Here is a 23,909-nt window from a genome sequence, read left to right on the forward strand (position 1 = left end):
CCTTCCTTGGGAATAAATAATCCCCCACCACAGAAGTTGTGACGAGGGATGCTATAGGTTTATTCGATTATTGCAGGACGTACGCCAACAGGAATGTCAAAATGAAAAGAATGACACCTGTAACGATCGTTCCGCGATGGAGGAACAAGTCCAAACCACGGGCTTTCTGTTTTCCGAATAATTGCTCAGCTCCGCCGGATATCGCTCCGGACAAACCTGCACTCTTACCTGATTGCAAAAGAACTAGCGCAATTAGCGCAATCGCATCGATTATTAATAGAACCACTAAAGCTGTCTGCATCCCAGCACCTCCTATTACGGCAAATACCTACGTCAACTGTAGCATACGTGTCAGATAATTGGCAAGATGTTCTTGTCCTTAAGACAAGTTCTGACAAAAAAGTGAACGGTTTTTACAAAACATGAATTTTCATGACGTTTTTTGAATTATTTTGGTTGCAAGATGAAACCGTTTCCTTTATAGTGGTTAATAAGTTCAGGAGGAGGTAATGCAAATGCTTACACCTGAGCGGCAGGAAAAGATCCTGCAAATGCTGCAAGAACAACGAAACGTCACGATTCCAGAGTTCGTGCAAGCGACCAACGCTTCGATCTCGACGATACGGCGGGATTTGATCGAACTGGAAAACCAGCGGCTGCTGCAGCGTGTTCATGGCGGAGCTTCCATCGCATCATCATTGAGCTATGAAATGAGCTATACAGAGAAGCAGACTCAAAACGAAACTGGAAAGCAGAAAATCGCAGCATATGCCGCAAGTCTTGTCGGTGAGAATGACTGCATTTTCCTGGATGCCGGTACAACGACATATCAGATGATCCCTTACTTGGCAGGCAGAAATGTAACCGTCGTCACAAATGGATTGACGCATTTGGATGCACTGTATGGGAAGGATATCACCGTGTATGTAACCGGCGGTTTAGTAAAGGATAAAACGAGGACTTTGATCGGCAGAGGTGCCATGACAGCACTCGCTCAATATCGTTTTGATAAATGCTTTCTCGGCGCAAATGGTGTTCATCCGGACAATGGCTATACAACACCAGACCCAGAAGAAGCGGCCATCAAGCGGCTGGCACTGCAACGTTCAGACGAGACATATGTCATCGCCGACCGCAGCAAATTGGACCAGACGACCTTCGCTCATATAGCAGACTTATCCGAAGCGAAACTCATCGTGGACAATGCCAGCATGAAGCAAGAGACTGCTTACAAGAAACTTACATCAATAAAGGTTGTGGACTCATGAATTACACATGTACGCTCAACCCATCCATTGACTACATCATGCATGTGGATGGCTTTCAGGCGGGAGATTTGAATCGCGCTACAGAAACAGCATATTTTGCCGGCGGGAAAGGTATCAATGTTTCCCGACTGCTCAAGCGGCTCGATGTGGATACGACCGCATTGGGATTTATCGGCGGCTTTACCGGCGCTTTCATACAGGAATCCCTTGAAGCTGATAGCATTGCGCATCAGTTCATTGAAATAAATGAACCAACACGTGTCAACGTAAAGCTGAAGTCAGGCGCAGAAACAGAAATCAACGGACCAGGACCTGCCATTACGACAGAACAGCTTGCTTTGCTTTTCGAGCAAATAAGGCATCTTGGCAACCAAGATGCCTTGGTTGCCGCAGGCAATGCACCGGGCTCCGTTCCAGCTGACATTTACGCCAGGATGGCTGACATTTGTGAAGAAAATGGCACGCGATTCATAGCTGATACATCCAGTGCAGCGCTTCGCGACTTGATTGGAAAACGGATGTTCCTTGTCAAACCGAATCACCATGAACTTGGTGAACTATTCGATACGACCATCTCTTCCATCGAAGACATCGTAAGCTATGCACGAAAGCTGCATGAAACAGGTATCGACAATGTCATCGTTTCAATGGGCGGTGAAGGTGCCATCTTCGTTAACAAAGACCATGCATGGAAAGCCGAGACACCGAAAGGAACAGTGAAAAATTCCGTCGGGGCAGGCGATAGCATGGTGGCAGGATTCCTGGCTGCCTTTGAGAAAACAGGCAATTATGAGCAAGCTTTTACTTATGCGGTGGCAGCAGGAAGTGCTACAGCATTCAGTGATGACCTCGGCGAAAGACAATATATAGAAGAATTAGTCAGCCAAGTCAAACTCACATCTATCTAAGAGGGGTGTTAATCATGCGTATTACAGAACTACTTACAAAAGATACAATCATTTTGCAGCTTGGAAGCCAATCAAAAGCAGATGTAATCGAGGAACTTGTTTCCAAATTGGATCAAGCGGGCAAATTGAATGATAAAGCAGGATTCAAAGAAGCAATTCTTGCACGGGAAGCACAGTCCACGACAGGAATCGGAGAAGGAATCGCCATCCCGCATGGTAAATCTGCAGCTGTCAAAACACCAGCGATCGCTTTTGGACGTTCAAAGGAAGGCTTGGATTATGAAGCACTGGATGGACAGCCGTCTCACTTGTTCTTCATGATTGCTGCTTCAGAAGGCGCCAACCAGACGCATTTGGAGACTTTATCCCGACTTTCTTCATTCTTGATGGACAGCACATTCCGATCAAATATCGAGAACGCCCTGACAGAAGAAGAGATCATGACGATCATCGATGCCAAGGAAAAAGAAGAACTGGGTGAAGAAGAAGCTCAAGAAAATGCAGCAGTGGAATTGGCACAGGATGCGCCAGGAACACAAGGAAAAGTCCTTGCCATCACAGCCTGCCCTACTGGTATCGCCCACACATTCATGGCAGCAGATAAACTGAAACAGACTGCAGCGGAAATGAATGTACCGATCAAAGTCCAGACAAATGGGGCCGGCGGTATCAAAAACCGTCTGACGGATGAGGATATCAAGGAAGCAACAGCAATCATCGTTGCAGCTGATGTCAATGTCGATCTCAGCCCATTCGAAGGCAAGCACGTCCTGCAGGTTCCAGTCGGACGCGCCTTGAAAATACCGAAAGAATTAATCGAGAAAGCTCTTGCTCAAGATGCACCAGTCCATCATAACAGCGGCCGCAGCTCGGAAGCTGCGGCAGAAGGCGGCCAGAAGAAAGAACAACGTTCCGGATTCTACAAACACATCATGAATGGTGTTTCCAACATGCTTCCGTTCGTTGTCGGCGGTGGTATCCTGATTGCGCTCAGCATTCTATTCGGCGAATTGTTCCCAGACAGCCGATTTGCGGAAATGCTGAACGAAATCGGAAGCAGCCAAGCATTCTTCTTGATCGTTCCTGTACTGGCCGGTTTCATTTCCAGCAGTATCGCTGACAAACCTGGTTTCGCTCCTGGTGCCATCGGTGGTTTGATCGCTGTCACGTATGGTCATGGCGACGCAACGAGTTCCGGATTCCTTGGCGGTTTGATCGCCGGTTTCCTTGCAGGTTATGTAACACTTGGAATCAAGAAAGCATTGTCTGGTCTGCCAGCTGTATTGGAAGGTTTGAAAACGATTCTCTTCTTCCCTGTTTTGAGCATCTTCATCACGGGTATGATCATGTTGTTGATCAACCCATCCCTGACACAAGTATATGTCGCACTTTCTGATTTCCTGGAAGGTCTTGGCGGTACAAACTTGGTGTTGGTTGGCATCGTGCTTGGTGCGATGATGGCAATCGACATGGGCGGCCCGATCAACAAAGCTGCGTATACATTCGGTATCGCAATGCTTGATGCAGGCAACTTGGAATTCATGGCAGCTGTCATGGCCGGCGGTATGGTTCCTCCGCTTGGACTTGCTCTTGCAACCAGCTTGTTCCGAAACAAATTCACGAAGCAGGAAAGAGAAACCGGTAAAACAGCGTATGTACTGGGCGCATTCTTCATCTCGGAAGGTGTCATCCCATTTGCAGCTGCCGACCCGCTCCGTGTCATTCCGGCAACAGCAATCGGTGCTGCCGTAGCTGGCGGTCTTTCAGCCTTCTTCTCAATCGGGTTGAATGCTCCGCATGGCGGTATCATCTCGGCAAGTTTGGTTGAAGGAAACCCATTGCTTTACTTCCTTTCCATCATAATCGGTGCTTTTGTCACAGCGATTATTGTAGGACTATTGAAAAAAGACCTAAGAAAAGTATAAAATAAGATAGAATGAAAGCATTCACAAAAACAGGATGAAAGCATTCACATAATAAAAATCTTTGGAGGTATTTACCATGGCAGAAAAAACAATGACAATCACAGATGAGACAGGCGTACACGCTCGTCCGGCTACAATTTTAGTAAATAAAGCAGGCGGCTTCAAATCCGATATCCAGCTTGCATACAACGGCAAGAGCGTCAACCTTAAATCTATCATGGGTGTTATGAGCCTTGGTATTCCACAGGGTGCTGAAATCACGATCTCTGCCGAAGGCGACGACGCTGATGAAGCAGTCAACACAATTGCGGAAACAATCAAAAGCGAAGGCTTGGGAGAATAATTCCGATGAGCATGATAAACGGAATCGCAGCTTCAAATGGTATCGCTATTGCAAAAGCATACCATTTGGCTGTACCAGACCTCTCTTTCGATAAGACCACTGTTGCGAATACGGAAGATGAGATCAGCCGTTTGGATGCTGCCCTTGAAATCAGCAAAAAAGAGTTGGAGAAAATCCGCGAGAATGCCCGTGTGTCACTTGGCGACGAGCATGCCGAGATTTTCTCGGCTCATTTGCTTGTTTTGGCAGATCCCGAACTGATCAACCCTGTTAAAGACAATATTCGCAATAACAGCATCAATGCTGAAGCTGCTCTTGACGAGACAGCTACTATGTTCATCGACATGTTCCGCAGCATGGACAATGAATATATGAAAGAACGCGCTGCTGACATCCAGGATGTCACAAAACGCGTCATGGCACATCTTTTACAGGTTTCCTTCCCGGATCCTGCACTTATAGACGAAGAAGTTATCATCATTGCAGAGGACTTGACTCCTTCTGATACGGCACAGCTTAACAAACAGTTTGTGAAAGGGTTTACAACCGATATCGGCGGACGTACTTCCCACTCTGCCATCATGGCTCGCTCACTTGAAATCCCTGCTGTTGTCGGTACGAAGTCAATCACATCTTCTGCTGCAAGTGATGTCATGATCATTGTTGACGGTATCGAAGGAACTGTCATCATCGATCCAACGGAAGATGAATTGGCAACATATAAAGCAAAACAAGAAGCTTTCGAACAGCAAAAGCAAGAATGGGCGAAGCTGAAAAATGAACCTACCATTACAACGGATGGTGTTCATGTAGAACTAGTTGCGAATATCGGTACGCCAGAAGACGTTACCGGCGTTCAAAACAATGGCGGCGAAGGTGTCGGCCTTTATCGTACAGAATTCCTCTACATGGGCAAAAGCGAGCTTCCAAGTGAAGAAGAACAGTTCGAATCCTATAAAACTGTCCTTGAAAACATGGGAGACAAGCCAGTTGTAGTCCGTACTTTGGATATCGGCGGCGACAAAGAGCTCAGCTATTTGCAGCTGCCGAAGGAAATGAACCCGTTCCTAGGCTACCGTGCGATCCGCCTTTGCCTGGAGCGTGACGACATCTTCCGTGTGCAGCTTCGTGCCCTATTGCGTGCGAGCGTTTACGGAAACTTGAAAATCATGTTCCCGATGATTGCAACACTGGAAGAATTCCGCCAAGCAAAAGCGATCCTTCTTGAAGAAAAAGAGAAGCTTACAGCTGATGGTGTGAAAGTATCTGATTCAATCGAAATCGGCATCATGGTCGAAATCCCTTCCACAGCAGTTGCTGCCAAGCAATTTGCGAAGGAAGTCGATTTCTTCAGCGTCGGTACGAACGACTTGATTCAATATACAATGGCAGCTGACCGCATGAACGAACGCGTAAGCTACTTGTACCAGCCGTACCATCCAGCAATCCTTAACCTTGTGCATAATGTCATCGAAGCAGCACATGCAGAAGGAAAATGGGCTGGCATGTGCGGTGAGATGGCCGGCGATGCCATTGCAATCCCGCTTCTTCTCGGCCTCGGCCTTGATGAATTCAGCATGAGCGCAACAAGCATCCTGCCAGCAAGAACACAAATCACGAAGCTATCCAAAGCAGACATGCAGGAGTTAAGCCAACAAGCGTTGACTTTAAGCACTGCTGATGAAGTGGAACAGCTAGTCCGGCTGCGTACTGGACAATGATATAGTTAAGAAGCTCTCTTTAACAGAGAGCTTCTTTTGTTTTAAACAAATGATCACTATTTTGCCTGTGGGACAAAACAAGCTAACATCTCTAATTTCTAATGTCAGATGAACCATACAAACGTTCTCTTTTTAAATCCCTGATAAATGCCTTCACAATGTTTCCGTCACTCATTGGTTCCAGATCTTTCTCTGGGAGGCGCACAAAGCCCTTATTTACATAAAGTGATATAGCTTTTTTCATGAAAGAAGCAGTATGAAGACCGATATGCGACTCCTTCTTTGAAACTTCCAAGCAATGATTTACAAGAGCTGCTCCGATTCCCTCTCCCCTGATGTCTGGATCAACTGAGAGCATACGTATTTCAGGATATGCTTGTACAACACTGTCCTCCAATCATATGCTTTTACGGAAGCTTGGAACAAAGCTACACTCCCTGCAATTTCATTATCCTTCTCGGCTACAAATATACTAACGCCGTCTTTTAAATCTTAGGCAGACATAAGCATATTCTCAAGCACCTCCCAATGTTCTTTTGAGACTGATTGTTTATATTCTTTGTAACTTTTCAATCTCAACTGTCTTACTATATCAATTTCTCCTGCATTCATTTTTCTGATTTCCAATTCATCATCCCTTAGGTACTGCTTTAAATATATCCCTCCAAGTCAGATTCGCTTTGTGAGGAAATCCCAAAAAATATAATATCCTTTCACTTTTTGCATACAAACAGGTAAACTGTTGGTAATATCTTTGTTATGATATAATCAAAACATATAAATCTCTTCACTTTGCAAGTAAGTGTTGAGTAAATTACTGGAAATGTTTATGAAGGTGGAGAACCTATGTTAAAGCTGCAGCGGATAGAACAAATCAAAGAGTATGTCATCAAACACCAGACTGTTTCACTGGATAAACTTGTCGAAGTATTCGATGTATCAAAGAACACAATCCGGCGCGATGTACAAGAATTAGTGGATGCTGGCGAAATCAATAAAGTATATGGCGGTGTTTCAGCCAAGCAGTCACACGCTTCTCTGTCACCATTGGAATCATTCACGGAACGCAAGACGCGTAATTTGGAACAGAAACGAGCAATTGCCGAATTGGCTGCTACTTATGTCGACGATGGGGATATCATTTTCATCGATTCTGGTACCACTACCATGGAGATGCTGGAATTCATAAAAGATAAAGAGATAACCGTCATTACGAATAATTTTGATTTCATCAATAGCTCTTTTCCTTATGAGAATCTGCAAGTGATATCGATGGGCGGTATCTTTCAGCGTAAGACGCGTTCTTTTTCGAGCTTTCGCAACTTGGAATTGTTTCAAGCATTCAATATCAATAAAGCGTTCATGGCTTCAACCGGTATCTCCATCGATCACGGGGTGACGAATTCCTCTCCTGTCGAGAGCAACATCAAAGAGACCGTTGCCGAGAGGAGTGCGGAAGTATTTTTATTGGTGGATCATCAAAAGTTTGGTAAATATGCTTTGATGACGTACAGGAAATTGGAAGATATCGATTATTTGATCACAGATCAAAAACCACCGCTCAATTACCTGAAGTTTGCAGAAACAAACAATATTCAATTGCTTTATCCAGGCATATGAAAAGCCAGACACAATCGTGTCTGGCTTTTGCTTATAGCATTGAACCGGCAACCGTCGTCCGTGCCGAGGTGCCGAAATCCTTCATCTTACGTTTCACTGTATCTGTCACTGCTTCCATCCCCGGGATGAGCAGCTCCTTGGCATCATATGCATTAGATTCTTGTCTGGCAGCATGCCGGACGGCTTGTGTCCATGCTTGCAGACATTCCGTGTTCACATTGATTTTTGCGTGTCCAAGCTTGATTGCTCTTTGAATTTGAGCGAGCGGGATACCGGAGCCGCCATGCAGCACCAATGGTATGCCCGTTATCGCTTGTATTTCTTCCATCTCTTTGAATCCGAGCTTGGGTTCCCCCTGATAAACACCATGTACAGAACCTAGTGCAGCTGCAAGTGCGTCTATACCAGTTTTTTCTGCCAGCAATCGGCATTCTTCGGGATCGGCATAAATGATACCACCAACCAAGCCATCTTCCACTCCTCCAACTGATCCAACCTCAGCTTCGACAGAAACACCATATTTGCTGGCAGCTTCCACTACTCTCTTTGTATCCTCGATGTTTTGCTGGATCGGTGTGTGGGAGCCATCGTACATGACGGAGGTAAAGCCAGCATCTATTGCTTGCAAGCAGCGCTCGACTGTTTTGCCATGATCCAGGTGCAATGCAACCGGAACGGTGATTTCCATTTCCTCGACCAGTGCTTTTACACTTTCCGTTATCAAGCGGAAACCGCCAAGATAGTCGACAAGCCGGTCAGAAGCTGCCACTATCACAGGTCCTTGCTCCTCCTGTGCCGCCCGCAGTGTCGCTTGGACCCATTGGACACTGTTCATATTGTATTGTCCCACTGCATAACCATGCTGCAGTGCATGCTGGAGCATCTCCTTCATCGAAACAATCGACATTGATCTTTCCTCCTTTCCCTGCCTATGGCTGTACTCAGGCAAATGAAAAATGCTCGTTCATTACTTCCAGCGTTGTATCTTTTGCCTTTTTGATCACTTCTTCCGGTTCCATGCTGTAATATTCCGGTCGGAACAGCTCAACGGAAACAGCTCCTTCATAACCTTTTTCCCGCAAAATGCTGAGGATGCGGTTCAAATCGATGCTGCCATGCCCCGGCCATACACGGTCTTCATCGACTAAGCTGCCGATCGGGAAATCCTCCGTATCATCGAGATGAAGTATGAAAAGCTTGGAAACATCCGCTTGTTCCAGCGATTCAAAACTGGAACCCATCGCATGGAAGTGAAAACAATCGAAGACAAGTCCTACATTTGGATGGTCCACTGCTTGGATGATGTCGTAAGCTTGTTCAAACGTATTGACAGTACAGTCAGGATGTCCGACAAATTCCAGCGCCAGTTTGACTCCGTATGGCTCTGCCTTTTCAGCCAGTTCCTTCAAGACAGCTACGCTGCTGGCTTTGATATCCTTCTTCAGGAACTTCTCCTTCGTAACCAACGGTACAGCCACGATGTAAGGCACATCCAAAGCTTTGGCATACGTAAGCATTTGCTCGAACTCCTGCAATATCTCTTGATACTCCTCTTCGGTGCGGTTATTGAAGAAGACAAGGGCATTCAGCGCGAGCGGTTTGATGTGATTTTCCTGGAAATAAGCCGCCAGCTGTTCGATGGACTGCTGTTCCAAGTATTCCGGCAGCTTATCCATCGTCCGGATTTCAATGTAATCATATCCATGACGCTCACACAGCTCAAGATCTATCGCCAAGTTGGAGTTTTCCAATGTTGTGGCTTCATTGAAGCATAATTTCATCCTGTCCGCCTCCTATTAGTTGATTCCCAAGCCATCTTTCATTTTCTCGAGCATCCATTTGCTGGATTCATCCGCTTTGTCCACCCAAGCGAATACAGCGTTCGTAGCTATACCATCAAACTTCATTTCTCTCATTCTGCGGAAAATCGTGTCAAAATCGACTTCACCTTCCCCAATATTGAGATGCTGGTGAATCGTCGCCTCAGCACCTGGCGGGTTGACGATGTAGCGTAAGCCGCCGGCAGCTTTATGATTGAATGTATCGGCGAACAGCACATGCTGCAAACGATCGCCCGCAACATCAAACATAGCATCAATATCCCCTTTACCTTCATCATAGAAGAATGTGTGTGCAGTGGAGTATACAAGATTGATCCAATCACGGTCCAAAGCACGAATCATATCGACAGCGCCGGTATTGGTTTCAATGAAGTCATAAGGATGCGCTTGCAGATTAAGTTTGATGCCTTCTTTTTCGAAAACAGGAATCAGTTCATCCATCGATTTGATGAATTTCTCTTCACAGACGACAGCATCATATTTTGAGCCATTGAATTCCGTGTTCATCAAGTCGACATCGAGATCCACCGCAATTTCGATAGCTCTTTTCCAGTTGCGAACAGCAGCCTGACGGCGATCTTCATCCGGACCAGCCCAGTAGTATAGCGGCAGCAATGATGAAAGCTTGACGCCGGCATCACGCATCCATGTTTTCAAATTCTTGATTTGGGTCCGATCCACTTTCGGATATTTATAAAATGGGCAGAAGTCTTCCCGCGGTGATAACTCGATATATTCATAGCCCAGCTCAGCCGTTTTATTGACCATATCTTTTAGGGAAAGATTAGTATACATAGTAGGATCCAAAGCTAATTTCATTGATTATTCCTCCACTCATGAATTTGATTTTTTTAGACTTGCGCTTTTATATTCATTTGATAGAAATCAGGCGTGCTTTCCAAAGCGATCGGTTCTTTCAGTCCGGATTCCTGAGCTTTCAGGCAGGCGTCTGAAGTGACAGCTGCTACGTATCCATCCCAAGCAGAAGGTCCAGCCGGGACACCAAGACGTGTGATGCTGTGGATAAAATCTTGCAATTCTTTGTCATATGCGTCTGTGAACCGAAGCTTCCAATCGGTCAGGATATTCGTGCTGAGCTTACCTTCTTTCCGAACAGTGATACTTTCCACTTCCGGCAGGCTGACAATGCCGTCTTCCCCGACGATTTCGCACTGGATGTCATAACCGTATTTGCAGTTGACAGACACTTCGACCTGAATCAGCACGCCAGAAGCTGTTTCCAGCATGACGATTTGCGGATCCTGCAAATGAGGCAGAGCGTTCTTTGTTTTACGTGGATATAGTACTTGTGCAGATACATATTCGTCATCCAGCAGCCAGTGAAGCACATGGATTTCATGGATCAATGTATCGGATATCGCCATATCTGTCGTATACGCTGCATTCACTTCCGGATTACGATGCGCGCATTTCAAGAAGAGCGGCTCGCCGACCAAATTAGCATCCAGTGCACTTTTCAGCTGCATGTATCCGCTATCATATTGACGCATGAAGCCAACCTGTACCAATCTTTTGCCATGCTCCATTTCCGCTTTGACAATATCCATACAGCCTTTTGCTGTCACTGCGAGCGGTTTTTCGCAGAATACATATTTTCCAGCTGCAATTGCTTTGAGCACTGTCGCTTCGTGAGCTGGGCCCCAGCTTGTGACGAAGATTGCATCCACGTCTTGTGCATCGATCAATGTCTGATCATCCGGATAAATCACAGCTTGTATCCCAAGTTCCTGTAATGCCTGTTCGGCAGAAGCTTGATTCACATCTGTCACGGCCACAATCTCCGCTCCGGCTAAACGCTGCTGTACGCGATTCATATGTTCTTTACCGATTGCTCCTGTACCAACCACACCAATTCTGACTGTCATTATATTTTGCCTCCTTGTAGATCAAACTTTTTTCTGTCCGGGAACCGTTTTCGGTATGATCCGATTACGGAAACTTTCTTCCAATTCCTCCAAAGTCCGATCTTTTGTCTCCGGCAGGAATTTTTGTACAAAGGTGATCGCCAGTATGCCGAATATTACAAAAACAAAGAATGTAGTCGATAAGCCGACACTTCCCAGCAATACCGGGAATGTAAGTCCGATGGTGAAATTGGTGATCCAAAGACAGAACACCGTCACACCCATCCCGATGCCGCGTAAATGGAGCGGGAAAATCTCAGAAAGCATCAACCATGTCACCGGTGAGATAGCCGCCTGCTGAAATGCCAGGAACGTAACTGTAAGTGACAAGACGATGTACGGCAAAGCAGCTGTACCTTCGAATACCAAACTAACAATGCCGATGGCAAGTAAGGCACTTGATGTACCGATGAGCCCGGTCAACAGCATCGGCCTCCTGCCGACTTTACCTAGCAGCCAGATGCCGAAGAAGGTAGCGATCACAGAGATGACACCATTGGCGATGTTGCCGACTAGTGCTGCCTGCGTCTCGAATCCTGCATCCTTCAAGATCTCGGTTCCATAGTACATGATGGAATTCACTCCGGTGATCTGCTGAACGACGGCGATACCAAGACCGATCAATACGATTTTCCGTACCCATGGTGTGTTCAGATCCTTGAACGTCGCCCGCTTGATTTCGGACTCTTTCGTCACTGCTCTCTGGATTTCCTGAAGCTCTGCTTTTGCCCGGCTTTCTTCCCGCACTTGCTGCAGGACGCGCATTGCTTCGCCGATTTTACCCTTCGAAGCGAGCCAGCGCGGACTTTCCGGCATCACTAGCATCCCAAACCACAATGCCACAGCCGGAAGCGAAGCTAGGACAAGCATATAACGCCAGACATGATCATTGTCACCAAGTACGCTGCCCAAAATGGCGTTGATGGTGAAAGCAAGCAGCTGACCAGTTACAATCATCAGCTCATTCATGGTCACCGTCTTTCCTCGACGCTCTGCCGGCGACATTTCAGCTAAATAAGTCGGGACGGTAACGGAAGCTCCCCCAACTGCAATACCAAGGATAAAGCGGAAAAGGACCATCACCTCGGTGTTTGGGGCAAAAGTACATCCAAGTGCAGCGATGAAGAATATCAGCGCAAGCATCAATATATTTTTCCTACGGCCGCGCTGGTCGGATAATCTTCCTCCGAATACAGCACCAAAGGCAGCACCGAGCAGTAAAGAGCTCGTGACGATACCCTCTGTAAGCGGTGTCAAATTTAGCTGATCTGCTTCCGACATGAACGGCAAAGCTCCGTTGATGACGCCGGTATCATAACCAAACAGCAAACCGCCGAAAGTGGAAATCAAAGTGATCTTACGTAATGCTTTATTTGGTGTGCTTGAAGATTTCTTATGTTCTGGTCCCTGTGTAATATCCTGCTCCTTCTTCCCCATATTCTCCCTCTCCTCTTAATTACGGGTGTGAACTAGATTGTCGTTGATATATTTCCGGGCAATCAATGCGTACTCAAGCGGATGTGCGATTGCAGGGTCTTGCTCTGCTTCGATGATGATCCAGCCTTCATACTGATGTTCGAGCAGTGCATCATAAACTTGTTTGAAATCGATACAGCCATCACCAGGTACGGTGAACATCCCATTCAGGAAGGACTTCAGGAAAGACTGCCCTTTGTTTCGGCAATCCTCCACAACCTGGCGGCGGGCATCTTTGAAATGAACGTGTTTGATCCGCTTGTGATGTTTATTAAGTACATGCAGGTAATCGCCGTCCGATACATACAAATGACCTGTATCAAATAATAAGTGGACATATGCTGGATCGGTGCTATCCATCAGTCTGTCGATTTCTCCACCTGTTTGGATACCTGTCCCCAAGTGATGATGGTAGACGAGATGCAAATCGTGTGCTGCAGCGATTTCACCAAGCTGATTCAAGCCCTCCGCGACTGTCTTCCATTCCTCATCCGTGAACTCAGGTTTTTTATCAAAGACATTTTGTTCAAGCGTCTGCAGGCTGTATGTTTGCTCCGAGACAACAATCACGCTTGCTCCCAGATCCTGCAAAATCTGGCACTGCCGTTTGAAACTTGCTGCCACGGTTGCCAATCCATCCCGAATCAAATAGCTTGAAAACCATTTACCAGCAATGGATAAATCCCTGAGCTGCAGTTCCTTTTTCAATATGTTCGCTTCCGGAAAGAAACCGCCGATTTCCGTTCCTTGAAAGCCAGCTACCACTATGTCACTGAGGAGATGCTGGAGCGTGTTTTCCGCTCCGATCTCCGGTATATCGTCATTACGCCAGCCAATAGGAGATATTCCCCACTTGATTTTTGTCTCCCCCATACCGAACCCTTCTTCCTTAATATTGTTTGGCACGCTCCAGCATTTTCTGCTTTGCTTCATAAGCACGCTTCACACTCTCGCTTTCGGATACTTCGGCTACTCCGACATGCCACCAGCTGTCATAGCCTTCACTCATCGTCTTGGGCAATACTTTCATTTCGATCAAAGTGGATACATCCTGCTTTTTGGCATCTTCAAGCGCAGCCTTAAGCTCTTCCACCGTATTGGCACGATATGCTTTTGCTCCATATCCTTCGGCGATTTTCGCATAATCCACATTCACTATCTTGTCGTCATGCGTACGGAATTCACAGAAATAACTGCCGCTGCCATGTTCCATCTGCAGGTTGTTGATACAGCCATAACCGGAATTGTCGAATAGAAGGACATTGATTTTCTGACCATACTGGATTGAGGTCAGAAATTCGGAATGCAGCATCAGGAAGCTGCCATCCCCGACCATCGTATACGCTTCCCTTTCCGGCTCGGCCAGCTTGATTCCAAGCGTTCCCGACACTTCATAACCCATACATGAATATCCGTACTCAAGATGATAAGTATTTGGCTTCGTCGGGTTCCAAAGTCGCTGCAAATCGCCTGGAAGGGAGCCTGCGGAACCAATCACGACACTTTCCGGATCTATCGTTTCGTTGATCGCAAGCAATGCCGTCGTTTGGGCAAGCTCCGTATTCAGTGCATCGGCATACTCATTCAGCACTTCCTGTGTGAACTGTTCTTTCACTTCCGGATCGAAGTCTTCCCGTGTGAAGGTCACTTCACTCAAACGCTTGCGCTCTGCTTCCCATTCACTTTTCAGTTCAGCGATTTTTGTGCCAAAATCACTTTGATAGCCTTCCAGCAATGGAGATAGCGCTTCCAATGCGACTTTCGCATCTGCCACGACTTGGAAAGCATCCAGCTTATAAGCCTGCAGACGACTGACATTGATATTCAAAAATTTCGTTGAATCAAAGTCAAAAGCTGTTTTCGAGGAAGTAGCAAAATCGGTATAACGTGTCCCGATTCCAATGATCAAATCAGCTTCGCGGGCTGCTTTATTCGCTGCCAATGTACCGGTGATCCCCATTCCGCCAAGGTTGTTCCGGAAATCACTTTCGACGGTCGATTTTCCAGCCTGTGTCTCGACGAGCGGTATTCCATGCTTTTCGGAAAGACTGACCAGTATATCCCTCGCACCGGAATATTTCGCTCCGCCGCCGACCAATATCACTGGTTTGCGGCTTGATTTGATCAATTCCGCTGCACCATTCAGTTCACGCTCAACCGCTGGCTTACGATCGACGTAATGCACGCGTTTCTCAAAGAAGGATACATCGAAATCATATGCTTCCCCTTCGACATCCTGAGAAATGCAAACTGTTGCTGGCCCTGCTTTGGCAGGGTCGGTCATGACCTCGAAAGCCCGGATCAAACTGGACATAAGCTGTTCGGGCCGCGTTATCCGATCCCAATAGCGGGAAACAGGTTTGAGCGCATCATTCGTCGTCACAGATTGGCTGTATTCTTGTTCCACTTGCTGCAATACCGGATCCGGCTGCCTTGTGGCAAAAGTATCCGCAGGCAGAAGCAGTACGGGAATGTTATTGGCAAGCGCCGTCCCCGCAGCGGCTGTCAAATTGGCCGAACCTGGTCCGACGGACGTTGTCACGGCGTAAATCTGACGGCGCAGTTTTTGCTTGCTGAAAGCAACGGCTGCATGCGCCATGCCTTGCTCATTTTTTCCTTGGATGACTTTCAGGCGCCCGGCATCCTGCTCGAGCGCCTGCCCGATACCAAGCACATTTCCGTGACCGAAGATGTTGAAGATCCCTTCCACAAATGGCGTTTCTTCGCCATCAAATGAAATGTACTGTTGATTCAGGAATTTCACGAGAGCTTGCGCGGTTGTCAATCTTACTGTCTGCATCCCTATCTCCTCCTTACCGTTGCTGTGCTTCTGTGTGGGAAGCGATCAGATTTTCTATTTTATCCACTGTCGGCATGGCTTCGGAAGAACTATGCTGGCTCACAACGATGGAAGCACTCGCACTGCCATAACGAAGTGCCGATGCAATATCCTTTCCGCTGATCAATGCGTATAGGAAAGCAGAAGCATAAGAATCACCAGCTCCGAAGGTTTTCAGCACTTTCGTCAAATAAGCTTGACTGGAAAATTGCTGTCCATCTTTCGTATAAGCAAACGATCCTTCCACACCGTGCTTGATGACGATCAAATCAGGTTCATGCTGGAACAAGTAAGCTGTTGTCACCTCATTTGTACCGCCGCTCTTATTTTCCAGGGCATCGAATTCATCACGAGTACCGATGACAACATCGGATTGCTCGGCAACGAGTCGATAATAAACCGATGTCTCTGCTGGGGATTGCCAAGTATATGGACGGTAATCCAGTTCAAAGATGACTTTGACATCATGCCGCTTTGCATCTGCCACAGCTTTCAGGACGGCTTCACGTGATGGACTTTTGCTCAATGCCGTTCCGGACACAAGCAGGACCTTGGATTGCGCGATGTAGTTTTCATCCACTTCCTCCGGCTGCAAATACAAATCCGCAACGTCATCCCGGTACATCAATATGCTGCATTCTTCCGGACTTTTGATTTCCGTAAATGCCAGACCGGTTTTATGTCCTTCTTTATCAACGATCATCTGCGATGTATCAATACCGGCATCCTTCATGTACTGGCGGATGAAGCGGCCATGCTGATCATCGGAAATCTTACCGATGAAACCGGCCTTCAGCCCGAGTCTTGAGCTACCGATACTGATGTTAGCCGGGGAACCGCCTACGTATTTGGTAAATGTCATCGTCTCTTCCATCGGCCGGTTGAACTCTGTTGCATTCAAATCGATGCAAGCACGGCCGATTGCTATGATGTCGTAAGTTCTGTCGTTCGCGAAATTATATTGCATGCTTATGAGCTCCTTCCTATTTCAGCATCCATTCATGAGCTGGATCGTTATAAAATTTCCAGATCCGCTTCGGTCCTGCCATGACGTTCAGATAGTATGACGTATAACCAGCCGGGACACCTACTGGATGATAGCCTTTTGGCACAACGACGACATCTTGGTTTTCCACTGCCATCGTTTCATCCAGATCCCGTTCGTCGGTGTAAACACGCTGGAACACAAAGCCTTGCGGTGGATCCATTTCATGGTAATACGTTTCTTCCAGGAATGATTCGTCCGGCAGATTATCACGATCATGCTTATGCGGCGGGTAGCTGGACCAGTTGCCGCTTTCCGTGTACACTTCCACCACCAAAAGGCTGTTTGCCGCCGGATTCGTTTCTGGCAGGATGTCGTGCACAAGCCGCTGATTTGCACCTGTTCCCCTCTGGAGCACCGCAATGCTGTCTGCGGCGATCAATGTGGTCGGAAGCTGATTCTCAGACGGAGAATAGCAGAATGCAACCGTCGCCTGTTTCGCTGCTTCGATACGGAAGGAGCGATCATTCGAAACATATACGCTATCTGTCGGTTTCTTTTCAAAGACACTGTCCCTTGTACCGATATTCTGGTAGGTATTTTCCCCTTCCGTCACTGTGATCTTGCCAGTCACAGCTACGATGCACACTTCCGTTTTTCCTGTCTGTTCTTCATATACCGCACCATCATCCATTTCGATGAGTTTGAACCCGACATATTCCAGTCCGGATTGTTCCTTCATCACTTCCTGGATGAATTTGATGCCATCTTGTTTCTGTCCATCTTGCTTTTTCTGCAAAAGATTAGCCATTTCAGAATTCCTCCCTTATTCGAAAGTCGGAGCTTTGTAGCGTGCAGTGACAACTTTCTTACGGGTATAGAAGTCCACGCTGTCTTTTCCATTTGCATGCAATGTACCAAAGAAGGAAGATTTCCAGCCTGAGAATGGGAAGAAGGCCATTGGTGCCGGCACTCCCAAGTTGATTCCCAGCATTCCGGCATCGATATTTTCACGGAAATATCGGATGCTGGATGCATTGGATGTGAACAAGCATGCGCCATTGGCGAATTCTGACTGGTTAGCGACTTCCACCGCTTCCTTCAAATCTTTTACGCGGACAATGGATAGGAACGGTGCAAAGATTTCATCTTGCCAGATTGTCATTTCCGGACTTACTTCGTCAAAGATAGTCGGTCCGATGAAGAATCCATCCTCACTTGCACGTTCACGTCCATCGCAAACTATTTTAGCTCCTTCATCCAATCCTTTTTGGATGTATTCAGCTGTCCGTTTCTTATTTTCTTCACGGATGACAGGTCCAAGGAATACACCATCATCCAAACCATTCCCCATGCTGACATTCTTGGTTGCCTCTGTCAGCCGGGCAACGAATTCGTCGGCGATGCCTTCTTCGACTGTCACGACTGCACAGGCCATGCAGCGCTCACCAGCGGAACCGAATGCCGCTCCGATGATGTTGGTGATCGTATCATCCAAGTCCGCATCATTCAGCACGATCGTATGGTTCTTTGCACCAGTCAATGCTTGTACGCGTTTCAGATTTTCACTTCCGCGCTTGTAAACATATTCTCCTACCGGTTTTGATCCGACGAAGGAAATCGCTTTGACTTCCGGATGATCGAGGATGCCATTCACAACATCATGTGCACCATACACAAGGTTGAATACACCATTTGGCAAGCCTGCTTCGGTGAACAGCTCCACCAGCTTCTGTGTAAGTAATGGTGTTTTTTCAGATGGCTTTAAGATGAATGTATTACCAAGCGCGATTGCCATCGGGAACATCCAGCATGGAACCATCATCGGGAAGTTGAACGGTGCGATACCTCCGACGACGCCGACAGGATAGCGGTAATTGGTCGCCTCCACGTCTGTGGCGATCGCTGGCAGCGAATCCCCCATCATGAGAGTAGGCGCACCAGCTGCAAATTCGACATTCTCGATACCACGCTGGACTTCCCCCAATGCTTCTTTCAAATTCTTACCGTTCTCTTTTGTGATCAGTTCGGCCAATTCTTGTTTATCACGAAGCAAAAGCTGTTGATAGTTGAATAGAATGCGAGCCCTTCTCGGCACTGGCACTTTTGACCAAGTCTTGAATGTCTCTGTTGCTACGCTGACAGCATGGTCGATATCTTCCTTAGTTGAAAATGGTACATGAGCGATTACTTCTTTGGTTGCTGGATTGTAAACTTCTTCATAATGTGTTGCGGTGCTTTCCACCCATTCTCCATTGATATAGTTTTTAACTTTCACAGCTTCAGTCATGCTTATTTCCTCCCTCTCCTAGTTCAGATGATTATCCTCTAAGGCTGACAGCAGATTAACTATCAATCTGTCAATAAACGACAACACTCTTTTCTTCCTAGTACATTAGTAACTTTTGATTAAGTTTTGGTCGCTTTCTTATTACATCATAATAAATGAAGCGCTTACAGTCAATCGATAACTTGTTATTTTTGAAATTGTTCATCTTTATTTCAAGAATTACACAAGATGCTATCAAATCAAACGCAATGCCTCCACACCTTGAATAGCGTCATACCGGATTTTTCCCGCTGATTGAAACTGCTTCATCGTAAAGATTGCCACATAAAAAAGACTGTCGAGTTTTGCTCGACAGTCTGCTGCCCCTTCTACATAATCAGGGAAGTTGCCTTATATTTTTGCATATTTCGATATTACTTGCATGGTGGTTTCTTTGGCTTTTTTGATCACTTCTTCTGCCGGCATCTCATAATACTCCGGACGGAAAAGCTCGACGGTTGCCGCTCCATCATACCCTTTTTCAGTCAATACCGATAAGATGCCATCCAAATCGATTGCGCCATGACCCGGCCATACTCGATCTTCGTCAACAAGGCTTCCGATCGGGAAGTCTTCTGTATCGTCCATGTGAAGAATGAAAATCTTGGAGATGTCTGCCTGCTTCAATGTATCCATGCTTGAGTTCATGGCATGGAAGTGGAAGCAATCCAGCACAAGCCCCACATTCGGATCATTGACATGCTCCACAATATCATAAGCTTGTTCAAATGTATTGATGGTACATTCGGGATGACCGACAAATTCCACTGCCAATTTGACGCCATATGGTTCGGCAAGCTCAGCAAGCTCTTGAAGTACTGCAACACTGCTGGATTTGATGTCTTCTTTCAGTATTTTTTCTTTGGTCACCAAAGGGACGACAACAATGTAAGGCACCTGCAGTTCTTTCGCATATTCAAGCATCTGTTTGAATTCTTTCAGCAGCTGCTGATAATCCTCTTCACTTCGATTGTTGAAATAGACAAGCGCATTCAATGCCAGCGGTTTGATATGATGCTCTTGGAAATAGGATGAAAGCTGCTCCAGCGATTGCTGTTCCAAGTATTCCGGAAGCTTATCCATTGTGCGAATTTCAATATAATCATAGCCATGCTGCTCGCATAACTCGAGATCGTTGGCAAGATCTGAATTTTCCAATGTAGTTGCTTGATTAAAACTAAGTTTCATGTTGCACCTCCTGATTTATTACGTTATCAAATTGCCTTTCGCATTTATTATGATTTCTTATGAAAGCTGAGCTTCTGTTTTTTCCGTGGTATAGAAAGCAGGTACACTTTCCAGCTCAATCGGCTCTCTCTGACCAGACTCTTGCGCTTTTACGCAGGCATCGGATGTAACGGCAGCCACATACCCTTCCCAAGCAGAAGGACCATGCAGATCTTCTTGCTTGGCTACCTGGTTGATGAATACTTGTATTTCCTTATCATACGCATCTTGGAAACGTACTTTCCAATCCTGCAAAATGTCGGTGCTCTGTTTTCCTTTATGTCTCAGTTTGACACTTTCGGTTTCAGGAAGGCTCACGATGCCTTCTTCTCCGACTACTTCACATTGGATATCATAGCCGTATTTCACATTGACGGATACTTCCGCCTGAATCAGCACGCCTGATTCGGTTTCCAGCATGATGACTTGTGGGTCACGCAGATGCGGGAGCGCATGCTTATTTTTTCGAGGATAAAGAACTTGAACGGAGACGTAATTGTCAGCCAGCAGCCAATGCAGGATGTTTATTTCGTGGATCAGTGTATCGGTGATGGCCATATCCGTTGTATAAGCCGCATCCACTTCCGGGGCACGGTGTGCACATTTGATCATGAGCGGCTCTCCGATCAATTTGGAATCGATGGCTTGTTTCAGCTGCTCATACCCTGTATCGAACTGCCTCATGAAGCCTACCTGCACGATACGCTTCCCGTATTCCATTTCGTCTTGCATGATTGTTTTACAGCCTTTAGCAGTGACGGAAAGAGGTTTCTCACAGAAAATATATTTCCCGGCTTTTATCGCCTTACGAACTGTCTCTTCATGAGCTGGTCCGACACTGGTGACGAATATCGCATCCACTTCCTCCGCATTGATCAACGCCTGATCATCTGGATAGAAATTCGCTTGTATTCCAAGGTCATCTAGAGCGCGCTGCGCCGCTTTGGGATCGATGTCGGTGACAGCTGTGATTTCTGCTCCGGATAAACGGTTTTTCACCCTGTTCATATGCTCTCTTCCGATGGCACCTGTGCCGATTACGCCAATTCTTACTGTCATTTTTTTCTCCTCCTTCATGGATGCTGCCCTCCGGAAAAGGAGGTTCTCAGACAAAGCAGATGTCTTTCCTTCTGCTTTGTCCTCTATCAGTTTAAGTATGATTTTCAAAATAATTGTTCCTCGTTTCTATACCCTTTTTGACCGGAAAGAACACTAGCAATCGAGATGAAAATGATGCAGTGTGACAGCTAATGGGATTTTTCCCTATTTAAAAAAGGACATCCGATAGTTCGACTATCAGATGTCCCATCTAAGAATTTTATGGATTTGTGGACCATAGGCCTGCAGATTTAATGAATGTACGGCTGTTCAACTTCAGCTGCGCCACAACGAATTCGGCAATATCTTCTGGCTGCATGACTTTATCGGGATTACCGTCAGTCAATTTGTTTTCATATGCCAAATCTGTTGCCACTGTACTTGGAGTCAAGGCAGTTACGCGAATGTTATGTTTGCGAACTTCCATCGCCAATGATTCCGTCAAACCAAGGACGCCAAATTTGGATGCGCTGTATGCACTCGTCGCAGGCGCTCCTTTTTGACCAGCAGTAGATGAAATATTGACGATATCACCTGATTGCTGTTCGATCAAATCTGGCAATACAGCGCGTGTAACGTTGTATACACCCATCAAATTCACATCAATGATTTGTTTCCATTCTTCCGGATCAAGATCCATGAAGCCGCCAAACTTCGCGATACCAGCATTATTGATTAAAATATCAACACCGCCAAGTTCTTCTTTCACCTTATTGACTGCTGCAGTGACATCTTCCAAGCTGGAAACATCCGCTGCGGCATACGCCGTCTTCACGTTGTTGCCAAGTCCTTCTGCCGTCGCTTTGACATGTTCTTCCGTACGGCCGATCAAACCAATATGAGCGCCTTCTGCTGCAAGCGCTTCTGCCAAGGCGCGTCCGATACCGCGTCCGCCGCCAGTGATGATTGCTCTTTTTCCTTGTAATGATTGTGCCATGATATATGTATTCCTCCTAATATGAAACCATTCGATTTATCTTACCAGCCATACGCTCAAGCAACAAGCTATATGCTCTGCCTGGCAAGCAGACTTATTATATGTCATCCCTCCAACAGTATATACAAAAAAAGGACGAGCATTTCTGCTCATCCTTTTCATTCATAACTTATTTATTCAAGTTGTAGAATGATGCAAGTCCGCCGTAGATGCCGGATGCTTTCAACTCGTCTTCGATACGAAGAAGCTGGTTGTATTTCGCAACACGGTCCGTACGGGATGGTGCACCAGTTTTGATTTGGCCAGCGTTAGTCGCTACAGCGATGTCAGCGATTGTTGCATCTTCAGATTCACCGGAACGGTGAGAGATAACAGCTGTATAACCAGCACGTTTAGCCATTTCGATAGCATCGAATGTTTCTGTAAGTGTACCGATTTGGTTCACTTTTACAAGGATGGAGTTACCAACACCTTGCTCGATACCTTGTTTCAAACGTTTAGTGTTTGTAACGAATAGGTCATCACCAACAAGCTGTACTTTGTCGCCGATGCGCTCAGTCAATAGCTTGTGACCTTCCCAGTCGTTTTCATCCAAACCATCTTCGATAGAGATGATTGGGTATTTGCTAGTCATTTCTTCGTACCAAGCTACCATTTCTTCAGAAGTACGAACAACGCCTTCGCCTTTCAGGTTGTACTTGCCATCTTCGTAGAACTCAGAAGATGCTACGTCCATCGCAAGTTTCACTTCTTCACCTGGTTTGTAACCAGCTGCTTTGATAGCTTCTACGATTGTTTCAAGTGCTTCTTCGTTGGAAGAAAGGTTCGGTGCGAAACCACCTTCATCACCTACACCAGTGTTCAAGCCTTTGGACTGAAGAACTTTTTTCAGGCTGTGGAAGATTTCCGCGCCCATGCGAAGTGCTTCTTTGAATGTAGGAGCTCCTACAGGCATGATCATGAATTCTTGGATATCAACGTTGTTATCCGCGTGCTCCCCGCCATTGAGGATGTTCATCATTGGTGTCGGAAGTGTTTTAGCATTGAATCCGCCAAGGTAAGTGTAAAGCGGTACACCAATGTGGTCAGCTGCTGCATGAGCTGCCGCCATGGAAACACCAAGGATAGCGTTGGCGCCTAGTTTACCTTTGTTATCTGTACCATCAAGTTCGATCAAAAGTTGGTCGATGATCACTTGACGAGTAACATCGATACCGATCAATTCTGGAGCGATTTTTTCGTTAACGTTCGCAACAGCTGTTTGAACACCTTTGCCAAGGTAACGGTCCTTATCGCCATCACGAAGTTCGACTGCTTCGTATTCACCAGTGGATGCACCACTTGGAACGATTGCAGAACCGAAAGCTCCGGATTCTGTTAGTACTTCTACTTCGATTGTAGGGTTACCGCGGGAGTCAAGGACTTCGCGTGCATATACGTCAGTAATGTATGGCATTATTTTTTCTC

Annotated in this window: 22 protein-coding genes; 6 read left to right on the top strand and 16 right to left on the bottom strand. The window is 46.3% G+C overall.

The genetic code is table 11. The annotated features are described in order from the left end of the window. Nucleotides 1-67: 67 nt before the first annotated feature. Nucleotides 68-301: a preprotein translocase subunit SecG gene (secG, locus tag SFC66_RS00690; protein WP_411216783.1), complete on the bottom strand. Its 234-nt coding sequence runs from the start codon at nucleotides 299-301 to the stop codon at nucleotides 68-70. Between the two features lie 214 nt (nucleotides 302-515). Between secG and SFC66_RS00695 the strand changes: the two genes are divergently transcribed. From SFC66_RS00695 to ptsP, 5 genes are all read left to right on the top strand, one after another. Further along, nucleotides 516-1,268, top strand: coding sequence for a DeoR/GlpR family DNA-binding transcription regulator (locus tag SFC66_RS00695; protein WP_411216784.1), 753 nt, complete (start codon nucleotides 516-518; stop codon nucleotides 1,266-1,268). Beyond that, nucleotides 1,265-2,176 carry a 1-phosphofructokinase gene (gene pfkB / locus SFC66_RS00700; protein ID WP_411216785.1) on the top strand — a complete coding sequence of 304 codons (912 nt, stop codon included), beginning with the start codon at nucleotides 1,265-1,267 and terminating at the stop codon, nucleotides 2,174-2,176. Before SFC66_RS00695 ends, pfkB begins: the two co-directional genes overlap by 4 nt. A gap of 14 nt (nucleotides 2,177-2,190) precedes the next feature. Next, nucleotides 2,191-4,101 carry a PTS fructose transporter subunit IIABC gene (locus SFC66_RS00705; protein WP_411216786.1) on the top strand — a complete coding sequence of 637 codons (1,911 nt, stop codon included), beginning with the start codon at nucleotides 2,191-2,193 and terminating at the stop codon, nucleotides 4,099-4,101. A gap of 76 nt (nucleotides 4,102-4,177) precedes the next feature. After that, nucleotides 4,178-4,444 (top strand): phosphocarrier protein HPr, encoded by a 267-nt coding sequence (locus tag SFC66_RS00710; protein WP_411216787.1) that lies wholly within the window; start codon nucleotides 4,178-4,180, stop codon nucleotides 4,442-4,444. A gap of 5 nt (nucleotides 4,445-4,449) precedes the next feature. Then, nucleotides 4,450-6,165 (top strand): phosphoenolpyruvate--protein phosphotransferase, encoded by a 1,716-nt coding sequence (ptsP, locus tag SFC66_RS00715; RefSeq protein ID WP_411216788.1) that lies wholly within the window; start codon nucleotides 4,450-4,452, stop codon nucleotides 6,163-6,165. Nucleotides 6,166-6,256: 91 nt separating this feature from the next. Here ptsP and SFC66_RS00720 read toward each other — a convergent pair whose 3' ends face one another. After that, the gene (locus SFC66_RS00720; protein ID WP_411216789.1) at nucleotides 6,257-6,562 is read right to left on the bottom strand and encodes a GNAT family N-acetyltransferase; all 306 of its coding nucleotides are present in this window, start codon (nucleotides 6,560-6,562) and stop codon (nucleotides 6,257-6,259) included. Between the two features lie 449 nt (nucleotides 6,563-7,011). Here SFC66_RS00720 and SFC66_RS00725 point away from each other — a divergent pair, with 449 nt between their 5' ends. Then, nucleotides 7,012-7,785: a DeoR/GlpR family DNA-binding transcription regulator gene (locus SFC66_RS00725; RefSeq protein ID WP_411216790.1), complete on the top strand. Its 774-nt coding sequence runs from the start codon at nucleotides 7,012-7,014 to the stop codon at nucleotides 7,783-7,785. Nucleotides 7,786-7,816: 31 nt separating this feature from the next. Here the strand turns inward: SFC66_RS00725 and fba are convergent, their stop codons facing one another. The 14 genes from fba to eno form a co-directional block, all read right to left on the bottom strand. After that, on the bottom strand, nucleotides 7,817-8,692 hold the full coding sequence (fba, locus tag SFC66_RS00730) for a class II fructose-1,6-bisphosphate aldolase (protein ID WP_411216791.1): 876 nt from the start codon (nucleotides 8,690-8,692) through the stop codon (nucleotides 7,817-7,819). A gap of 34 nt (nucleotides 8,693-8,726) precedes the next feature. Next, nucleotides 8,727-9,566, bottom strand: coding sequence for a sugar phosphate isomerase/epimerase family protein (locus SFC66_RS00735; protein WP_411216792.1), 840 nt, complete (start codon nucleotides 9,564-9,566; stop codon nucleotides 8,727-8,729). 15 nt (nucleotides 9,567-9,581) lie between these two features. Continuing rightward, nucleotides 9,582-10,445, bottom strand: coding sequence for a sugar phosphate isomerase/epimerase family protein (locus SFC66_RS00740; RefSeq protein ID WP_411216793.1), 864 nt, complete (start codon nucleotides 10,443-10,445; stop codon nucleotides 9,582-9,584). Between the two features lie 32 nt (nucleotides 10,446-10,477). Next, nucleotides 10,478-11,512 carry a bifunctional inositol 2-dehydrogenase/D-chiro-inositol 1-dehydrogenase gene (iolG, locus tag SFC66_RS00745; protein WP_411216794.1) on the bottom strand — a complete coding sequence of 345 codons (1,035 nt, stop codon included), beginning with the start codon at nucleotides 11,510-11,512 and terminating at the stop codon, nucleotides 10,478-10,480. A gap of 21 nt (nucleotides 11,513-11,533) precedes the next feature. Beyond that, complete coding sequence (locus tag SFC66_RS00750; protein WP_411216795.1) at nucleotides 11,534-12,988, bottom strand: sugar porter family MFS transporter; 1,455 nt, start codon at nucleotides 12,986-12,988, stop codon at nucleotides 11,534-11,536. A gap of 15 nt (nucleotides 12,989-13,003) precedes the next feature. Continuing rightward, the gene (iolE, locus tag SFC66_RS00755) at nucleotides 13,004-13,900 is read right to left on the bottom strand and encodes a myo-inosose-2 dehydratase (protein WP_411216796.1); all 897 of its coding nucleotides are present in this window, start codon (nucleotides 13,898-13,900) and stop codon (nucleotides 13,004-13,006) included. A gap of 16 nt (nucleotides 13,901-13,916) precedes the next feature. Further along, nucleotides 13,917-15,827 (bottom strand): 3D-(3,5/4)-trihydroxycyclohexane-1,2-dione acylhydrolase (decyclizing), encoded by a 1,911-nt coding sequence (gene iolD / locus SFC66_RS00760; protein ID WP_411216797.1) that lies wholly within the window; start codon nucleotides 15,825-15,827, stop codon nucleotides 13,917-13,919. A gap of 13 nt (nucleotides 15,828-15,840) precedes the next feature. Further along, on the bottom strand, nucleotides 15,841-16,833 hold the full coding sequence (gene iolC, locus SFC66_RS00765; protein WP_411216798.1) for a 5-dehydro-2-deoxygluconokinase: 993 nt from the start codon (nucleotides 16,831-16,833) through the stop codon (nucleotides 15,841-15,843). Nucleotides 16,834-16,849: 16 nt separating this feature from the next. Next, nucleotides 16,850-17,662 (bottom strand): 5-deoxy-glucuronate isomerase, encoded by an 813-nt coding sequence (gene iolB, locus SFC66_RS00770; RefSeq protein ID WP_411216799.1) that lies wholly within the window; start codon nucleotides 17,660-17,662, stop codon nucleotides 16,850-16,852. A gap of 15 nt (nucleotides 17,663-17,677) precedes the next feature. Beyond that, entirely contained in the window at nucleotides 17,678-19,141 is a 1,464-nt protein-coding gene (gene iolA / locus SFC66_RS00775) for a methylmalonate-semialdehyde dehydrogenase (protein ID WP_411216800.1), read from the bottom strand. A gap of 390 nt (nucleotides 19,142-19,531) precedes the next feature. After that, complete coding sequence (locus tag SFC66_RS00780; RefSeq protein ID WP_411216801.1) at nucleotides 19,532-20,368, bottom strand: sugar phosphate isomerase/epimerase family protein; 837 nt, start codon at nucleotides 20,366-20,368, stop codon at nucleotides 19,532-19,534. Nucleotides 20,369-20,425: 57 nt separating this feature from the next. Further along, nucleotides 20,426-21,466: a bifunctional inositol 2-dehydrogenase/D-chiro-inositol 1-dehydrogenase gene (gene iolG, locus SFC66_RS00785; RefSeq protein WP_411216802.1), complete on the bottom strand. Its 1,041-nt coding sequence runs from the start codon at nucleotides 21,464-21,466 to the stop codon at nucleotides 20,426-20,428. Nucleotides 21,467-21,725: 259 nt separating this feature from the next. Continuing rightward, nucleotides 21,726-22,442 carry a 3-ketoacyl-ACP reductase gene (locus SFC66_RS00790; protein WP_411216803.1) on the bottom strand — a complete coding sequence of 239 codons (717 nt, stop codon included), beginning with the start codon at nucleotides 22,440-22,442 and terminating at the stop codon, nucleotides 21,726-21,728. Between the two features lie 169 nt (nucleotides 22,443-22,611). After that, nucleotides 22,612-23,898, bottom strand: a complete 1,287-nt coding sequence (gene eno / locus SFC66_RS00795; protein ID WP_411216804.1) for a phosphopyruvate hydratase — start codon at nucleotides 23,896-23,898, stop codon at nucleotides 22,612-22,614. Nucleotides 23,899-23,909 lie beyond the last annotated feature (11 nt).

It is taken from the genome of Terribacillus saccharophilus, from assembly GCF_046592895.1.
GTDB classification, from domain to species: Bacteria; Bacillota; Bacilli; order Bacillales; family Amphibacillaceae; genus Terribacillus; species Terribacillus saccharophilus_D.

Coding starts and splice junctions, on each gene's coding strand:
- secG (WP_411216783.1), bottom strand. CDS start 301: ATGCAGACAGCTTTAGTGGTTCTATTAATAATCGATGCGATTGCGCTA.
- SFC66_RS00695 (WP_411216784.1), top strand. CDS start 516: ATGCTTACACCTGAGCGGCAGGAAAAGATCCTGCAAATGCTGCAAGAA.
- pfkB (WP_411216785.1), top strand. CDS start 1,265: ATGAATTACACATGTACGCTCAACCCATCCATTGACTACATCATGCAT.
- SFC66_RS00705 (WP_411216786.1), top strand. CDS start 2,191: ATGCGTATTACAGAACTACTTACAAAAGATACAATCATTTTGCAGCTT.
- SFC66_RS00710 (WP_411216787.1), top strand. CDS start 4,178: ATGGCAGAAAAAACAATGACAATCACAGATGAGACAGGCGTACACGCT.
- ptsP (WP_411216788.1), top strand. CDS start 4,450: ATGAGCATGATAAACGGAATCGCAGCTTCAAATGGTATCGCTATTGCA.
- SFC66_RS00725 (WP_411216790.1), top strand. CDS start 7,012: ATGTTAAAGCTGCAGCGGATAGAACAAATCAAAGAGTATGTCATCAAA.
- fba (WP_411216791.1), bottom strand. CDS start 8,692: ATGTCGATTGTTTCGATGAAGGAGATGCTCCAGCATGCACTGCAGCAT.
- SFC66_RS00735 (WP_411216792.1), bottom strand. CDS start 9,566: ATGAAATTATGCTTCAATGAAGCCACAACATTGGAAAACTCCAACTTG.
- SFC66_RS00740 (WP_411216793.1), bottom strand. CDS start 10,445: ATGAAATTAGCTTTGGATCCTACTATGTATACTAATCTTTCCCTAAAA.
- iolG (WP_411216794.1), bottom strand. CDS start 11,512: ATGACAGTCAGAATTGGTGTGGTTGGTACAGGAGCAATCGGTAAAGAA.
- SFC66_RS00750 (WP_411216795.1), bottom strand. CDS start 12,988: ATGGGGAAGAAGGAGCAGGATATTACACAGGGACCAGAACATAAGAAA.
- iolE (WP_411216796.1), bottom strand. CDS start 13,900: ATGGGGGAGACAAAAATCAAGTGGGGAATATCTCCTATTGGCTGGCGT.
- iolD (WP_411216797.1), bottom strand. CDS start 15,827: ATGCAGACAGTAAGATTGACAACCGCGCAAGCTCTCGTGAAATTCCTG.
- iolC (WP_411216798.1), bottom strand. CDS start 16,833: ATGCAATATAATTTCGCGAACGACAGAACTTACGACATCATAGCAATC.
- iolB (WP_411216799.1), bottom strand. CDS start 17,662: ATGGCTAATCTTTTGCAGAAAAAGCAAGATGGACAGAAACAAGATGGC.
- iolA (WP_411216800.1), bottom strand. CDS start 19,141: ATGACTGAAGCTGTGAAAGTTAAAAACTATATCAATGGAGAATGGGTG.
- SFC66_RS00780 (WP_411216801.1), bottom strand. CDS start 20,368: ATGAAACTTAGTTTTAATCAAGCAACTACATTGGAAAATTCAGATCTT.
- iolG (WP_411216802.1), bottom strand. CDS start 21,466: ATGACAGTAAGAATTGGCGTAATCGGCACAGGTGCCATCGGAAGAGAG.
- SFC66_RS00790 (WP_411216803.1), bottom strand. CDS start 22,442: ATGGCACAATCATTACAAGGAAAAAGAGCAATCATCACTGGCGGCGGA.
- eno (WP_411216804.1), bottom strand. CDS start 23,898: ATGCCATACATTACTGACGTATATGCACGCGAAGTCCTTGACTCCCGC.